Genomic DNA, 14,927 nt, shown 5'->3' with positions numbered 1-14,927 from the left:
GAACCCGCTTTTCTAGGGCATTTGATTTTTGACCATCAAATCTTTTGACCAAATATCATCCAATGGGTCACTCGACCGAATCGACGGCGGATTTGAGGGTTCCGCCGCTGGTCAGGGTGATGGTCTTGTCGCCGATCTTGATTTTGACGCTGTCGGCGTCGATCGAATCGACGACGCCACGCACGCTGCCGATTTCGAACTCGTCGCCGACGCGCAGCTTGAGTGTCGTGCCGCGGGTGCGGACGTTCATCCAGGCCGTCCAGTCGTCGGCCCCCTGCACCAATCCGGTCAGGTACGTCTGTTTTGCATCGTCAAACTCCAGCGGCGGCTTTTCCGGTGGCGGCGGCGGTGGAGGATCGACCACCTTGACCAGCAACGTCTCTTCCACCGTTCGCTTGGGATAGCCGCTATCGGTGGCGCGAACGGTGACGTCAAACTCCGTCAACTCTTCGGAACTGACGCGCAGCGTTCCGCTTCGTTGGTCGATCGAGATGTTTTCCGGCGGATCGACCAACTCATACGACAATCGATGCTGTTCGGCGTCTTTGAAGACCAGCGAGACGGATTCGCTGCGGCCCTTGGTCACTTCGATCGTCTTGCTGCCGTCGTAGGTCGGCGCGCGGTTGGGCGGTTCGAATAGGTTGCGGTTTAAGATCGGGTCGCTGTAGGCCAACGAATCGGGATCGACACGCCAGGCTTTGGTCTCGGGGGTCTTGGCGTCGACCGGCGCATTCCTCAATGAGGCGACTTCGATGGTCATGCTGATCGTGAACCCCGATTCGGTCTTCGACGGTTTGAGGTCGAATTCGCGGATTCGGTGAAGGTAATCCTTGGACTGAATCTCGTGTACGAAGTCGAAAATCTTCGGTGCCTCGGCACGTCCGGTCAGCAAAAACGTCATCTTTTGATAGAGGTCGCCGGGTTCCGTTCGTCCACTTTCAATTTTGGCGTCTTGGATGTTGTGATTTTCCACCACATCGAACAACCAGCTCTGGTAATCACTGCGGGCACGCTCGACATCACTGGAGACCGATCGCACCAGGTACTCGCCCATCTGGCGATCGGCCAGTGCCCCTTGGTTGCGTTTTTCGGCAAGTTGAACCTGACGTTCCTGCAGCGATTCGTATTGCGATCGTCGCTGCTTGATCGCGGTCTTGTACTTGGTGAATCCCCATTGGCCGAGACCGAGGACGAAAAGCCCGCCGACCAGAATCGCTAGTACTCGTTCACGTTGGTTCATGCTTCGACCTCCGCCGATTCGGTGGCGTTTTCAGGTGAATCCTGTTCAGAAGATTCTTCTTCGGGCATTTCGTCTGCCGGAGCCGAATCGGTAGACGGTTCTGTTTCGGCGGCATCGGCTGCAGATTCGGCTTGCTGCATTTGTTCTGCCATCCGCGAGTACCGTGTGTTGCGGATGGTTTCCCCGGCGACGGCTATGGATTCGGTAAAGGTCCATGCATAAGCGTCTTGGTCCTTCTGTTCCTGTGATCCCTTGCCGACGACACCGTGCGTTTCATCGCGGAGTGATGCTTCCAATTCGTCGATGACCCCCGGCTCGGTCACCGCGCCGACGACACGCAGGGTGCCGCCACCGCCACGAATGTTGGCGGTCCCCGAGATGTTACGGACGATCATCTTGTCGCTCGGCGGCGCCTTTTCGGCCAAACGCCGGATCTCATCGAGCCAGTTGACGTCTGCGTCGAGGAATTGGTCGATGGCCTCGGTTCGTGCGATGCTCTCATCGGCCGCTTCGGACGAAGGCAGCAACAAATTGACTTCGTTGGTCGCACCTGCGATCTTGCGATCCCACTCGGCGAACTGACGGTAGATGAAGAAACCGACCAGGAAGACCGCGGCGATCGGGCCGGCGATCACCAGGATACGTCGCACGCGATCCGGTTCGACTTCCGGTTTTTTGCGTGGGTTCAGGAAATCGATCAGGGTTTCCGGAGCCGTTTCGTCACTGGCGAGTAATCCGACCAGCGGCGCGAGCCGCCCGACGTGTTCGGGCAGCGCCTCGCGATCGATCTGCAATCCGACCAGATCAAACGGATTGACCGCCTGAACGTCGTCGCAATTGATCGTGTTTTTGATCGCCGCGATGTCGCCGGCATGAACGGTGCCCGTCCCCCAGACCACGATGCGATCCGGAGTGGAGGTTTCGCCACAGGCCACCATCGTGCGGTGCAATTCGCTGGCGATCGCGCCGCTGCGATGTCGTTCCTCCGATGGCAGCCGTACCGTTCGGACGAAGATCACTTTGCCGTCGCGGGCGATCACGATTTCGGCATCGTCGGTCAGCAAGTCGATCATCACACAGATCGGAGGCTGTTTCTGAGTTCGCAGGTACAGCGATGCGGCCGTCAACGGACGCAGCGCGATCCGTTTGGGCAACAATTCCGACGTGTTACAAAGCTCGCGAACCTTGTCCATTTCCGCCGGTGCGACGGCCGCGGCGATCAACGTGTTGTTTTCGTTGGTGCGACGCGTCACCAAGAAGTCGACGATCGCACGCTCGCTGGCCGAGGCAAAACTGCGGATGGCCTGGAATCGCACCATGTCCGGAAGCTCGTCCTCCGGCACCGGCGGCAGTTGCAATTCTCGCAACTCCGCCTTGCCGCGGCCGATCGCCACCAGGGTTTCCGTTTTTTGCAGCCCCTGGCCGGAGATGTAGCCGCGCAGCTTTTCCGACACCGAACCGTTTTCGGGGATCGGAATGACCTGGGCATCGGTCACCTGCACTTTGGAACCGCTGCAGTTGGCGACGACAATCCGCAATTCGCGGCTGTCATAGTCGAGGGCTATTCGTTTAGGCATGGTGATAGTCTAGTCGGAGAGTGTCGGAAGGCACGCAATGCATTGGGGCGGTTGTCGGTAGCATGTTTGTGGGGCGGCCTTATTGTGGGGAGGCCGGTTGATCGCCGCTGACCGCGGCAACGTTTCGGATGCCCAGGACGGAGACGTCAAACGCCCGACCGAGATGGCTGAGGTCGCGGTAGGAGACGATTTTGGGATTCACGGTGGTTGCGTCGATGATCACTTCTTGGCGGTGGGCCAGTCCGGTCGATTCGAAGTAGCCGACGATTTGAGCCCGGTAGACGTCGCCGCCGCCGGTCAACAGCGGCACCAGGTTTCTCATTTCCGACAGCGTCACGATGCCTTCGACCATCAACCACGTTTCATAAAGCCGGTTTTCGTCGTCCGATTCGGATCCGCGGGCTTCCAGGATCGCACCGACTTGCTCTTCGGTCAAAAACGGTATGCCATACAGCAGTTCGGCGGGACATTCATTGACGTTGATCCGGCCGGGCATCGCCGGCGTATCGCTGGTGACCAGTTTGTCCATGATCAACGGCAGATAGACGCCCGCGGTCAACAGATCAAACGGGCTGCGATAGGTGACCGCGTTGTCGCCTCCTCCGACCGTGACCGTGGCGTCGATCAGATCCAACACCTGGTTGAACTGGATGCTTCCGCCGGCCGACAAGTCAAAACTTTCCATCAGGTCTGCCGTCCAAACACCGCCGTCGGATCCCGTCTGTGTTTGCGTGTCGCCACCGGGAGCAGCGCCCCCGCCAGGGGCAGCAGCCACCGAAGCCGACGGCGCGCCGGACATTCGGTAGGCACAAATGAAACTGGCGTAGACCTCGTCACCGAGCACCTCGTTCAAATCCTCATACAGGATTTCCAGATCGTCCGAGTTGATGTTCACGCGGAATGATCCGTCGCGCTGCCGGTTGGCTTCCTGGCCGTGGATGGTGAAGTACGCTGCCAGCCCGAGCGCGCCGGGTGTGTCGACGCTGACGTTAAAGCGTTGTTGTTCGTCCGGGTCCAGCATCCCGTTTCGGTTGGTGTCGGCGCCGAACAGCAGTGTCGGGGTCATGCCGGCGACCAACAGCAATTCTTCGACGCTGTTGATCGGACCATTGGTCGGTTCATACGGGGTGGGCAGACCGCTGTAATACTCCAGTTCCGCACCGTACGGCCGGGCCTCGTCGTCCTCATCCAACCAGTCCAGGATTGAGTCGGCGATCTCCTCGGTCATCCCCGGCAACGCCAACAGCAGTGCGGTGGCGATGCTGTCGGGCAACTCCCCGGCGGCGTCCTCCTCGGACATCAAACTGAGCGCCGCCATCAAGCCGTCGGAGTTCTCGTCCAGAACCGTCAGCGTGTTCAAGTTCAACCGCGCCGATTCGTCTTGCAGCCCGAACCGGATTCCGCTGAGCATGCCGTTTTCGTTCAGATCCGGCGCGGGGACAGCGAAGTCACAGACGTTGGCCGGGTCTTGGTTGGAAACCGCCACCGCCTGAAACAAGTTGGGATTGTTGTACACGCCACCCATTTCGTCGCGCATCAATTTTGGCTGGGCCAAGATCAAACGAATCGCCTCGGCGCCCGAGTCGGCTGCCACCCGTGCCCGGACCAGATCGCCGGACAGATACGCTGCGTCGTCGTAGGCCACCATCACGCCGGTAAAGGAGTAAACCGACAGCGTGGCGACGACGACGACCAACAAGACCAACACCAAGAAAAAACCACGCCGCGCTCGCGGCGCTCGTTTCGCCAGTGAATCCCGCTTCGCCAGTGAATCAAAGGTTGACGTCACAGACCGGCCCCCGAGAGATCGTCTTCCTCTTCTTCTTCGATTGGTTTGGCCATCGGCAGTCGGACGACGTGCGAAAACAGTCGCGGCTCTTGTTCGCCCTCGGGGACCAATGGATCCAACATCGACATTTGGATTTTCACCGCCAAGGGAAGCTCACCGAGTTCATCGCTGTTCCATTCGATTTGCCAGGTCACGCCGTCCCAGTAAGAAAACTCGATGCCGGTGACTTCCGGGGCGAGCAATTCGCCGGTTTGCCCGAGTGCCGAGAGGTTGCCCGAGGTCGATGCGAAGGTGGTTGCCGAGCGATCCAACACGCGACGGACCAAGCCGCCGCCGGTCGACGCGGAGGCGTCCAACTTGGCCAGTGGGTCATCGACCCCAACGGCATCGGACGCTTGGACGTAATAGGTCACGGTTTTCAGATCGCTGGGCAAATCGGCCAAGTTGCCTGGGTCCACGTCCATCAACACCGTGTACTCTTCCAGACGCGGCAGCCGGCTCGTATCGATTTGCAGCTGATACTGGTCTCCGATCAAACCGGGGGTTTGCAGCACTGCGACGCCAGAGACCGACGTGGCGACTTCTTCCTCCAGTGCCGGATCATCCATGCCGGCTGCTTCGGCGGCACCGGGGTCACCGCCGGTGTTGCCGCCGCCGGTGGCGGATGACGCGGTGCTGGCCAACAGGGTTTCCAGCGCGCTGGTGTCCAACGGGACCGGATGAAGCGATGCCCGCAGGTCGTCTTCGATCATTTGCATCACCGCCGATGCCAACATCGTTCGCCGCATGTCTTGATCGCTAGAATCCATTTCGACGGCATAGAACCGAAACGCGGCATTGACCAGGGTCATCAGCACGACGGCCAACGAGAGCGTCAGAAACAGTTCCAGCAAGGTAAAACCGCGTCGGCGTCGGCGATGTTTCGTCAATTGTGACGGATCAGCCGCCGTGAGTGCGATGTGATTGAATATCATGTGATCGGTTCCTCGCCGCCGCTGGCGATTTCCTCACGCAACGCCTCTTCTTCCGCCTCTGCCTCTTCCAGCCCCAGCGCGGGATCGATCACCCAACGGTCGAGCGCGAACGCGGCGAGTTGTTCACTGCCGTCGCCGGCGCGTGCGATGACGCTGACACGGAGAGAAAGCAGGCCGTCCAGTTGGCCCGGCAAGACTTCAACGGAATAGACGTAGGATTCTGTCGAGGCGCTATCGAACGACTCGGCCGCAGCCTCGATGATCGTCGTCGGTGTTTGGCCGGCCTGCATGTTCAACAACAATTCGCTGAGTTTCGATTGGCAGATCATCCTGGCCGTCGCCAGCGCCCGGGCCTCGCGGGCGGCGCTGACTCCGGTTCCGGCGATTTGTGCCAAGATCGCCAAACTGCTGCCCAAAATAGCCAACGCCAGCAGCATTTCCAGCAACGAGAACGCAAGCCGGCATCGTCGCGGTCGACGTTCGCCAGTCAGCAATCTAGACGGCATCATTGATTCGGCCCCACTTCGCTGAGCGTGACGTCACCGGTGATCCCACGCAGCTTGACGGTGATCTGGCCGTGTTCGGGATGGGACAGCACGACGGCGGCGGTGCTGGTTGTTCCGTCGGGGTAAAACAGAATCGGTTGGCTGTAGCCTTCGGCCTGGTTACTGATCGTCGCTTGCTGGATTTCCATCGCGCGGGCCGCCGAGACGACCGACACGCTTTTCACCACCACATCGTCGGGCAATTCCAACTGACGGATTTCCGATTCGTCTTGGACCACGGGGACGAATTGTCCCTGCTCGGCTCCGGACAACATCGCCGATTGCGTTCCCGTTTGGTCGATCGCGTTAACCGAGTCGGCCATCGAGAAGTATGGTTGCACGCGGAGCTGTCCGGATTCCAGCATCGCATCGACCATCAGGATCCGGCCTTGCCGCATCGCATCGACGCGAGCGAGGATCAGTTCTTCGCGGATCAATTTTGCGCCGCGAACGATTCGGCGGTCGCCCAACAGCCAGGCGACTTGCGGGATCGCGATCGACGCGAGTACCGACATGATCGCCAGTACCAACAACAACTCCAGCAGCGTAAAGCCGCGTCGTTGTTCTGTCGTGCGATCACTCTCTTCAATGAACATCATCGGCTAGCGCTGTCGGATCGTGATCGTCGTGGATCATCACCGCTGCGGCTGTGATCCTAGTCGTCTACCGCAGCGTCGTTTTCGGTTGGGCTGAACAGTCGCCGTCCTCTCCGAGGTCGGCGTGGGGCAATGCATCGCTTTTTCGTGCGCGCCGAGTTCGTAGAACACGGCGACCCTCGGAACGTGCCGTCAATTACGCAAATTGAATTGCGGTCGTCTTAGGGGGTGACGACGATGTCGTCTTCGGTGTTCTTTTGGCCGTCGATGCCGGCGCTGCGAAGTTCGTAGCTGTTGCCGTTGACGCTGAAGTCGATTTCATTTCCCCAGGCGTCTTTGGGGATTTCGGTAATGATCGGCGCAACCCACTTGGCTTTCTTGGCCGCGTCGGAGGGTCCGTCGCGCAGTTCTTCCAGGGATTGCGGCAGGCTGTTCATGCGGATCTGAAACATATCGATGTTGGATTTCAGCATCTTCAATTGGGCCTCCGTCGCGTCGGCATTGGCCGCCTGGCCCGTTCCGACCACGTTGACCGCGACGATGCCACCGAGCACGACCAGGATCGCGAGCACCAGCAACAGTTCGAGCAGCGTGAACGCGTGGCGAGCGGCGCGGCGATGGCGGCGGCGACGATGGGAAGTGGCGGGGCGAGACGAAGGACGTGGCATGGATCGAGTTTGCATGTGAAAGAGTCTGGGATTGTTCCGAAAGGGGAAAGGCCGACCGCCGGGGGAACGTCGATGGTTTGACGGCGATCGCTGCCGGTTGGTGTTACCCGTGGAGCGTTCGAGGGGGGCTAGGACCCCTGGTCAATGTCCCCGAGTCAGCGGGCCGATGCAAGTCAGCGGCCCTTGGGACGAGCGGTTGGGCTCGTGACCGGTCATCTGGCCGGGGCACCGTCGTGTACCAGCCCCGAGGAGGTGGCCATTGACGGCACTTCTTATCTTAACCGCTCGCCCGGTCAAAGGTTCCGCCATTGTGGCCCAATTCGTCGGGTGATGCGATGACTGGGCCGGCCGTGGCCACCTTCGCCAGAAGGTGGGCCCCGGTAATTCCGACGCTCTGGCGCGCGTCGATTTTGTGAGCCGACGGCGCTAGCCGCGGGCCTAGCGGTGCCAGTGTCGCTTGGAGGCCCGTGGCTAGCGCCCTTCGAGGCCCGTGGCTAGCGCCATCGGCTCACGAATGTATCGGTTGCGATTCAATCGACAGCCCGCTGGCGAGCGTCGCTACGACGAGGACAACCCGGAAGGGATGTCCTGCGGGGGGGGAAGATGACGCGGCGCCGTCAGGCAGGAAAGGAGAGAAAAAGCCCGAATCGCCAATTCGCTGGCCGACCCGGTTGTCGCCGATTACCGTAGGAAACACTCGTCATGGCCGTACCCATTGGTCGCACGGGGCGCTAAAACCCGTCCAGCCGGACCGGGAAGCTCGGTGTTTCTGGCGCAGAAATGCTAGAATGACGCAGACAAGTGAATATTCTGTGGGTGGAATTGTTGCCGATGGTCGCTGCGTTCGGACGGCGCCGGTCGGCCAGCGGCTTGTCCATCCACTCGGTTTCTCCCGTCCTCTCCACTTTTCGCTCGGAATTTTGCCATGGCGGCACGCGACGATTCAGTCATTCGCGGCAGCTTAATCACCTGTTTGATTCTGCTGGTCCTCTCTCTTGCCCTGAACTTCATCCTCTGGAGTTGGGGGAGCGGACAGGCCGAGGAGCGGACGACCATCGCCAACCGATTGGCCGATGTTCAGAACGGTCTGCGTGCGGCCGAGGAAAAGAACATCACGATGATGGAAATGCTGGGCGCCGAGCAGATGACCCAGGACAAGTTCGATTCGTTCGCCAACAGCAGCAGCGGTGACGCAAAGTTCGACACGCTGACCAATCAGTTTTACAACGACATGCAGGTGTTCGGTCAAGACGTCGGCATCCAGGATCGTCACTATGGCGCGTTGGTCGACTATTTCATGAACGCCATTCGCGACCGCAACGAGCAATACGGGGTTGCCCGCGACGACGCCAACAAGATCCGCGCTCAAGCCGCCACGGATGTGGAAACCGCCCGCGCCGCTCAGGCCAAGGCGGAAGAAGAACGTGAGAATCTGGCAAAACAATTGGAAGACGAGCGGACTCAGTTCACCGCCTATCGCAACGACATGCTGACCAAAATGGAGCGTGCCAAGGACAGCAAGACCAAAAGCGAACGGGATTTGCAAGAACTGCAACGCAAGGCCGGTAATGAACGAAACCAACTGGTCCGACAGACTGAAATCCTGGAAAGCACGATCGAAACCCAGAAATTGGAGCTGAACAAGCTTCGCGGCGGTCGCTTCGAAACCGTTCAAGGCGAAATCCGCTACGTCTTGCGAGGCGGCAAGATCGTTTCGATCAATCTCGGTTCGGCCGACGCGTTGCGGCCGGGAATCACGTTCGGCGTCATCGATCGTGACGACACCACACGACTGCAAGACGCGGACATCAAAGCGTCCATCCAAGTCACCAAGATCCTCGGTCCGCACTTGGCGGAAGCTCGCGTGGTGGCGATGCCGCAAATCGGCAATCCGATCATCGAAGGCGACGCCGTCTACTCGCCCTTCTGGGCTCCCGGACGTACGGTGCGAATCGCGCTGGCCGGTGGCATCGATATCGATGACGACGGTCGTCCCGACAACGACGTTCTGGAGGGGATGATCAAGGCCGCCGGTGCGGAGATCGCTGACAACGGCGAACGAACCGGACGAATCGATCCCAGCGTGCGTTTCCTGGTCGTCGGGGAATCACCGAAAATCGAAGGCCGTGACGAGGACGCTGCCGCGGCCGAACTGGCGGCGCTCGGTGAAGCCAAACAGCGTGCGACCGAAGCCGGCGTCACTGTGATCCCCGCATGGAAGCTCCAGTCCTACCTCAAGACGCTGGACGATTCGTTGACCACGCCGCTCGGTTCCGCGGTGCGTGGCGAAGATTGGCAGCCCGAACGCGTTCCGGGGCCCCCTCGACGCCGTCCGGTCAATCTGCCGGAGATGTACAAGAACCAAAAGGAAAACGTCCAGCGGACCAACGAGATCGTGAATCCGTAGGACGTTTGACGTGGGCAAATGTAGCTACCTTCGCCAGAAGGTGGATCCACGGTGTGTTCCACGCTCGCGTCGAACGTAGCTACGTCAACGTAATGTTTCGCTCTCTGCGATCGACTTGTTTGGGATCGGTGTCCAAGCCGATCCCGTTTTTTCTGCGCCGATCCTCGCCGGCCGCTCTTATCTGACGATCGGACGACGTTAAACTGGTGGCGTTGAACCGTTGCTCTCCGAGGTGCCACCATGACGACTCGTCTATTTCATCTGTCGCCGGCGTTCCTGGCGTTGGGATTGATTGCTTCGGGTATGATCACGCCCGAGTCCTCGCGAGGAAATGAACCGACCCCGCGCGAGACCCGATTGGCAGCGTACCTGAGTGGGACTCAGTTCATCGGCAAATTCACCGTCGACGGAAAAGACGGGACTCCGAAGACGGAAGCCTACACGATCAAGTCCTGTGAAAAACTTCCCGCAGCGGATTTGTATCGGCTGACCGCGCGGATCAAGTACGGGAACGTCGACCAGGAATTGCCGATGGATTTAAAGATCCTGTGGTCCGGAAACACGCCGGTGATCACGCTGGATTCGCTGTGGATTCCCGGCATGGGGACCTTTGACGCGAGAGTCTTGATCCAGGCCGGCCCCGACGCGGGACGCTATGCCGGGACGTGGCAGCACGGCGAGCACGGCGGCCATTTGTTCGGCAAAATCGTCCCGGTTGAAGAAAGTCCTTCCGAACCGGCTTCGGAAAGCGAAAACGAAAACGAAAGCGATCCGAATTGAATCGAATTGCGTTCTTGCGCCGATCGAGAAATACAACCTGGGCATCACACTCTTGGCAAACTGGTACGATCATCCCCAATACTTCGACATGCTGTTTCGGGAAGAAACGCCGGTCGAAGTGGCGTTCTTTGAAGAAGCCTTCCGACGCTATGCCGACCGTCGCGTGCGGCGCGTTTTTGAACCCGGTTGCGGCAGCGGACGGTTGGTCGTCGCGATGGCCGCCAAGGGTTACGACGCGACGGGATTGGACCTCAGCGACGCGATGTTGAATTACATGCGCCGCAAGTTGAATCGTCGCGGTTTAGCGGCGACATGCGTCAAGGGCGACATGACGCACTTGGATTTCGACAAGCCCTTCGACGCGGCATTTTGCACGTACAATACCTTTCGGCATCTGTTGACCGAAAAGGACGCGCTGGCCCATCTGCGGAGCATGGCCGACTGTTTGGCTACCGGCGGGATCTACATTTTGGGCATGCACTTAGTGCCCGAAGAAGACTACGAAGCGGTCGTCGAACGTTTCAAAATGCGTCAAGCCGGCACGACGCTGACGACAACGATCAGCGTGCCACACACCGATGCCAAAAAGCGTCTGGAAACGCTGCGCGTCAAATTGCGAGCGGTCAAATCCAGCGGCGAAGTGATCCGCATTCAAAGCGAGTTTCCGCTGCGGCTGTACACACCGACCCAGCTGAAACGGCTGTTCAAGAAGGTCAGCGACCAATTCGAATTGGTCGAATCGTTCGATTTTGCCTACGACATCGACGACCCGCTGCCGTTCGACAAGGAGCTGCTGGAAGGCTTGTTCGTGCTGCGGAAGATCGCCTCGTAGCGGAAGTCGGCAAGGTCTGCGACGACCCGTGGGTGACCGCCCCTCCACTGCGAACTCTTGGCGGCTTGATGATTCTTCCGATACGCCAGGCCGAGCGCAATGGTGCCATCAAGCACGCGTAGGCACTCTCACTTCCAGAGGTCGTGCGGTTTTTATCTTTGATAGTTCAGGCGTTTACGCCTTCATCCTCCCTCTGGGAGGGTCGCGGAGGAGTAGGCGACGACGCGGGGAGGGTTGATCTGCGTTTCGACGTGATCCGAGGACGAAAGTTGGTCCGATGATTCACCGTTCGACCTCCCCTCGCTGCGCTCGACCCCATAGGCATCAAGTTAAGACGAAACCCACGTTGGAAGCATTGATGTCAACACAACGCACAGTCAACACAACATACAATGGCTCCCTTCTACCCCGGCTTTGCGGGGGGAGAAGGGCTGGGGATGAGGGGGCCAACGCCGCGGAAACTGGTCGGGTGTACGGCCCCTCACCCCCAACCCCTCTCCCCAAAACAGATCGCGGTCATCATCCTTCCGCGATCAAATTCTGTTTGCGCGATCTGTTTTAGGGAGAGGGGAGTCATGCCCTAAATTGCGGACCGATTTAAATAAACACCAATGCACTGGAGGGGAGGGTGACTTCGCGTGTTCAATAGTTCCCCGCCTTAACTTGGGGCCAATGCTCCTCGCTGCGCTCGACCCTCCTGCCAGGGAGGGTGAATTCCCAAAAACCGCACGACCTCTACGAGGGCGGGTAAAGGCCAAACGACGCGTCTGGCCTAGTCCCCCTGGATACGATTCAATCAACAGGCCGTTGGCGATCCTCCGCGCCGGAAATTTACTCCCGCAGCTTTTCATTGTTGCGGTGGCGGTCTTTGTCGCGCGAGGTTTTCTTTTCCAGGTTCGCCCGCAGCGCTTCGGTCAGGTCGATGCCGGACTGATTGGCCAGACAAATCGTGACGAACAGCACGTCGGCCAATTCATCGGCCAATTCACCGGGCTCGTCAGTCGATTTATAGGACTGTTCGCCGCGGGTTCGCGACAGAATCCTGGCGACTTCGCCGACCTCTTCGACCAGTTGGGCCAGATTGGTCAGCTCGCTGAAGTAACGGACGCCGATGGTTTGAATCCAGCGGTCGACATCGTCTTGCGCTTGACGCAGTGTCAGCGCGGACGGGGCAGGGGATCGATTCATTGAGCCAGCAACAGATAGGTGCCGCTTTTGCCGGCCACCGCGATGTCGACTTTGGAGTCACCGTTTAGATCCTCGGCGACGATTTGCAGGCCACATCCGACGTGACCTTCGTCGATCGTATGACGCTCGAACGACTTGGATTCTTGGTCCCAGGTGTAGTAGTACAGGCACGGCGGTTCGGTGCCACCGGGGTCACGGCTGTTGTGGGCGTAGTAACGTTTCCCCGTGATCAGGTCCTTATTTCCGTCGCCGTCCAGGTCGACCCAGGCCAGCGTGTGGGGTTGGCTGTAACTGGAATCGATCTCGTGAACCGTAAAACTAAGCTTGCCGGTCTCCTTGTCCGGATCGGTTTGCTCCCACCACGACAGCCCGTAATCGTGGCCTTTGCCGATGATCAGATCGCTGTCGCCGTCTTGATCCAAGTCGGTCACGATCATCGGCAGCGAGCTGTGCAGGTCCCAATCGGCGTGGAAGATCCACGGTTGGCCCCAGGGGTCGGATTGCGGTTGCTCATACCAGCCTTGGCCGACCAGCACATCGATTTTCCCGTCCCCGTTTAGATCGCCGACGGCGACCCCGTGTCCGTTGGCGGATTCACCAAGCATGTGTCCCGCCAGGGCATATTTGGCGGACGGGCTGGCTTGGGCAGCCGCCTTTTTGCCCCCGCCTGCCTTTGCACCCGACTCGCCGTCGTCGGCCGCGGCGTCATTGCCAGCCGGTCGATCGACCAGGCGATAGACCATCATCGGACAGTCCTTTTTCCAGCTGTTGACGATCCATTCCGGACGCCCGTCACCGTCCAGGTCTTCAAACAGCTGGCCTTCGTTTTGCGACTTCTTGGTGTCTTTCAGCAGATGCGCCGGCCATTGCTTGCCCAGCCGGAGCGCCTCTTCGCCGGGATTCTCGTACCAGAAAACTTCCGTCGGCAAGAACGATCCGGCGATGACATCCAGCCGGCCGTCGCCGTTGACGTCAAACAGGTAGTCGCCGTTGCTTTGGACGTAACCGTTCCAGTCGTCGATGTTACGCAGCGGTCGTGCCGCCCAGTCGCCGCCCTTGTACCACTGGCGGCCGGCCACCAAATCGGTCTTTCCATCGCCGTCGACGTCGCCAGCGGCGATCCCTTCATTGGCATCCAAGGCGAGCATCCGCACCGTGAATTCCACCGGTTTGCCGGCATCGGCGTCGGTCCAGGTGGCCGACACGAGCGTGATGAGGATTGGGAGGGTGAGACAGAGACGGACGGTCAACCGTGTGCTCATGGCGGGATTCGCAGGTGGGAAGTTTGGTGAGAATTACAGGTACGGCGTTGATCACGCCTCTATTCTATCTTAGGCGCAAGCCAGAACGACACGCGACGGAGTGCCTCAGTTTACTAAGTCTGCCTTCGCCCCCCAGTCGGTTTGATCACCCTGGACGCCGCAATCCAATAATATCCAAAAACGCTGGGAAAAACCGCAGATTGTTGCCCCGCAATCCTAGGAAGTCACGGCCGAATGCGGCATGATGTTGGGCGTCGCATGTCGACACGCGTCGCCCCCCGTCTGTCCTAAGAGTTTGCCGTGGATCCGATGATCGAATCAAGTGCCGTTAATGTCGACGCGGAACCCAATGTTCGAACGGCACGCAGACGGGACCCCAAGATGGATTGCGATGCCTTTGCATCGAATCGCGACGTCGCGTCGCCGGCGGAGCCCGAATCGCAAACGCTTATTTCGCCCCCCCGTACGTTGTACGCAGAAGACTTGGCGGTTGGCGATATCTGGACCACCGAGATGCGTCAGGTGACCGCTGACGATGTCCAGGAATTCGCAAATTTGACGGGCGACCACACCGCGCTGCACGGGGATCAGGGGGCGGAATCCCCTTACGGCAAGCCGATCGCCCATGGTTTGTTGGGCCTGAGCATCCTGGCGGGTTTGGGGACCAATCACCCCAAGGCATCGACGCTGGCGTTCGTTTCGGTCGAGGACTGGCGGTTTGTCGCCCCGGTTTTCTTGGGCGACCGCGTTCAAGCGCGCAATGAGATCGTTGAAATCGAACCCCACGGACGCCGCGCCGTGAAGGTGCGATGGCTTCGGCAGCTGGTCAATGAAGCCGGCAGTGTCGTCCAAGAGGGCTATTTTGTCACGCTGGTTGCCTCCAAAGCACGCGGTCGCAAAAAGCCACGCTGATACCGTATCGCTCTCGATCCGTCCGATCTTTTTCTTCGCGGCGTTCTGCATTGCGACGAAGCCCAGCTACATGCGAACCCTGCTGCAGCAAACGGCGTCTGAAGGGGCATCCGGTGGTGAGCCCCCTAGGGGCGGGCGATGTCCGGGCGGGCGATGT

The 14,927-nt window shown here is 59.6% G+C and carries 13 protein-coding genes; 4 read left to right on the top strand and 9 right to left on the bottom strand.

Features of this window, described 5'->3' with window-relative positions; genetic code table 11:
• Positions 1-67: 67 nt before the first annotated feature.
• The 7 genes from Mal15_RS18880 to Mal15_RS18850 all read right to left on the bottom strand — a co-directional run bounded on the left by Mal15_RS18880 (position 68) and on the right by Mal15_RS18850 (position 7,389).
• Positions 68-1,240 (bottom strand): cadherin repeat domain-containing protein, encoded by a 1,173-nt coding sequence (locus tag Mal15_RS18880; RefSeq protein ID WP_147869197.1) that lies wholly within the window; start codon positions 1,238-1,240, stop codon positions 68-70.
• Positions 1,237-2,817, bottom strand: coding sequence for a type IV pilus biogenesis protein PilM (pilM, locus tag Mal15_RS18875; RefSeq protein ID WP_147869196.1), 1,581 nt, complete (start codon positions 2,815-2,817; stop codon positions 1,237-1,239). The genes Mal15_RS18880 and pilM overlap by 4 nt, the downstream gene beginning before the upstream one ends.
• Before the next feature lie 79 nt (positions 2,818-2,896).
• Complete coding sequence (locus tag Mal15_RS18870; protein ID WP_233902878.1) at positions 2,897-4,606, bottom strand: type II secretion system minor pseudopilin; 1,710 nt, start codon at positions 4,604-4,606, stop codon at positions 2,897-2,899.
• Positions 4,603-5,580 (bottom strand): prepilin-type N-terminal cleavage/methylation domain-containing protein, encoded by a 978-nt coding sequence (locus tag Mal15_RS18865; RefSeq protein ID WP_147869195.1) that lies wholly within the window; start codon positions 5,578-5,580, stop codon positions 4,603-4,605. Before Mal15_RS18865 ends, Mal15_RS18870 begins: the two co-directional genes overlap by 4 nt.
• On the bottom strand, positions 5,577-6,089 hold the full coding sequence (locus Mal15_RS18860) for a type II secretion system protein (protein WP_147869194.1): 513 nt from the start codon (positions 6,087-6,089) through the stop codon (positions 5,577-5,579). The genes Mal15_RS18865 and Mal15_RS18860 overlap by 4 nt, the downstream gene beginning before the upstream one ends.
• Positions 6,086-6,724, bottom strand: coding sequence for a pilus assembly FimT family protein (locus Mal15_RS18855; RefSeq protein ID WP_147869193.1), 639 nt, complete (start codon positions 6,722-6,724; stop codon positions 6,086-6,088). The genes Mal15_RS18860 and Mal15_RS18855 overlap by 4 nt, the downstream gene beginning before the upstream one ends.
• Before the next feature lie 218 nt (positions 6,725-6,942).
• Positions 6,943-7,389, bottom strand: coding sequence for a type II secretion system protein GspG (locus Mal15_RS18850; RefSeq protein ID WP_233902877.1), 447 nt, complete (start codon positions 7,387-7,389; stop codon positions 6,943-6,945).
• A gap of 925 nt (positions 7,390-8,314) precedes the next feature.
• On the opposite strand from Mal15_RS18850, the gene Mal15_RS18845 reads away from it, so the two are divergent.
• The 3 genes from Mal15_RS18845 to Mal15_RS18835 all read left to right on the top strand — a co-directional run bounded on the left by Mal15_RS18845 (position 8,315) and on the right by Mal15_RS18835 (position 11,408).
• Positions 8,315-9,796 (top strand): hypothetical protein, encoded by a 1,482-nt coding sequence (locus Mal15_RS18845; RefSeq protein WP_147869191.1) that lies wholly within the window; start codon positions 8,315-8,317, stop codon positions 9,794-9,796.
• Between the two features lie 240 nt (positions 9,797-10,036).
• Positions 10,037-10,576 (top strand): hypothetical protein, encoded by a 540-nt coding sequence (locus Mal15_RS18840; RefSeq protein ID WP_199773685.1) that lies wholly within the window; start codon positions 10,037-10,039, stop codon positions 10,574-10,576.
• Positions 10,577-10,628: 52 nt separating this feature from the next.
• The gene (locus tag Mal15_RS18835; RefSeq protein ID WP_147869190.1) at positions 10,629-11,408 is read left to right on the top strand and encodes a class I SAM-dependent methyltransferase; all 780 of its coding nucleotides are present in this window, start codon (positions 10,629-10,631) and stop codon (positions 11,406-11,408) included.
• Between the two features lie 831 nt (positions 11,409-12,239).
• Here Mal15_RS18835 and Mal15_RS18830 read toward each other — a convergent pair.
• Positions 12,240-12,596, bottom strand: coding sequence for a nucleotide pyrophosphohydrolase (locus Mal15_RS18830; protein ID WP_199773684.1), 357 nt, complete (start codon positions 12,594-12,596; stop codon positions 12,240-12,242).
• The gene (locus Mal15_RS18825) at positions 12,593-13,858 is read right to left on the bottom strand and encodes an FG-GAP repeat domain-containing protein (protein WP_147869189.1); all 1,266 of its coding nucleotides are present in this window, start codon (positions 13,856-13,858) and stop codon (positions 12,593-12,595) included. Before Mal15_RS18825 ends, Mal15_RS18830 begins: the two co-directional genes overlap by 4 nt.
• 381 nt (positions 13,859-14,239) lie before the next feature.
• Between Mal15_RS18825 and Mal15_RS18820 the strand changes: the two genes are divergently transcribed.
• Positions 14,240-14,770 (top strand): MaoC family dehydratase, encoded by a 531-nt coding sequence (locus tag Mal15_RS18820; RefSeq protein ID WP_147869188.1) that lies wholly within the window; start codon positions 14,240-14,242, stop codon positions 14,768-14,770.
• Positions 14,771-14,927 lie beyond the last annotated feature (157 nt).

This window comes from Stieleria maiorica (genome assembly GCF_008035925.1).
GTDB lineage: Bacteria > Planctomycetota > Planctomycetia > Pirellulales > Pirellulaceae > Stieleria > Stieleria maiorica.
The sequence above is the reverse complement of the archived record's forward strand: the minus strand, read 5'-3'. Positions and strand labels throughout refer to the sequence as shown.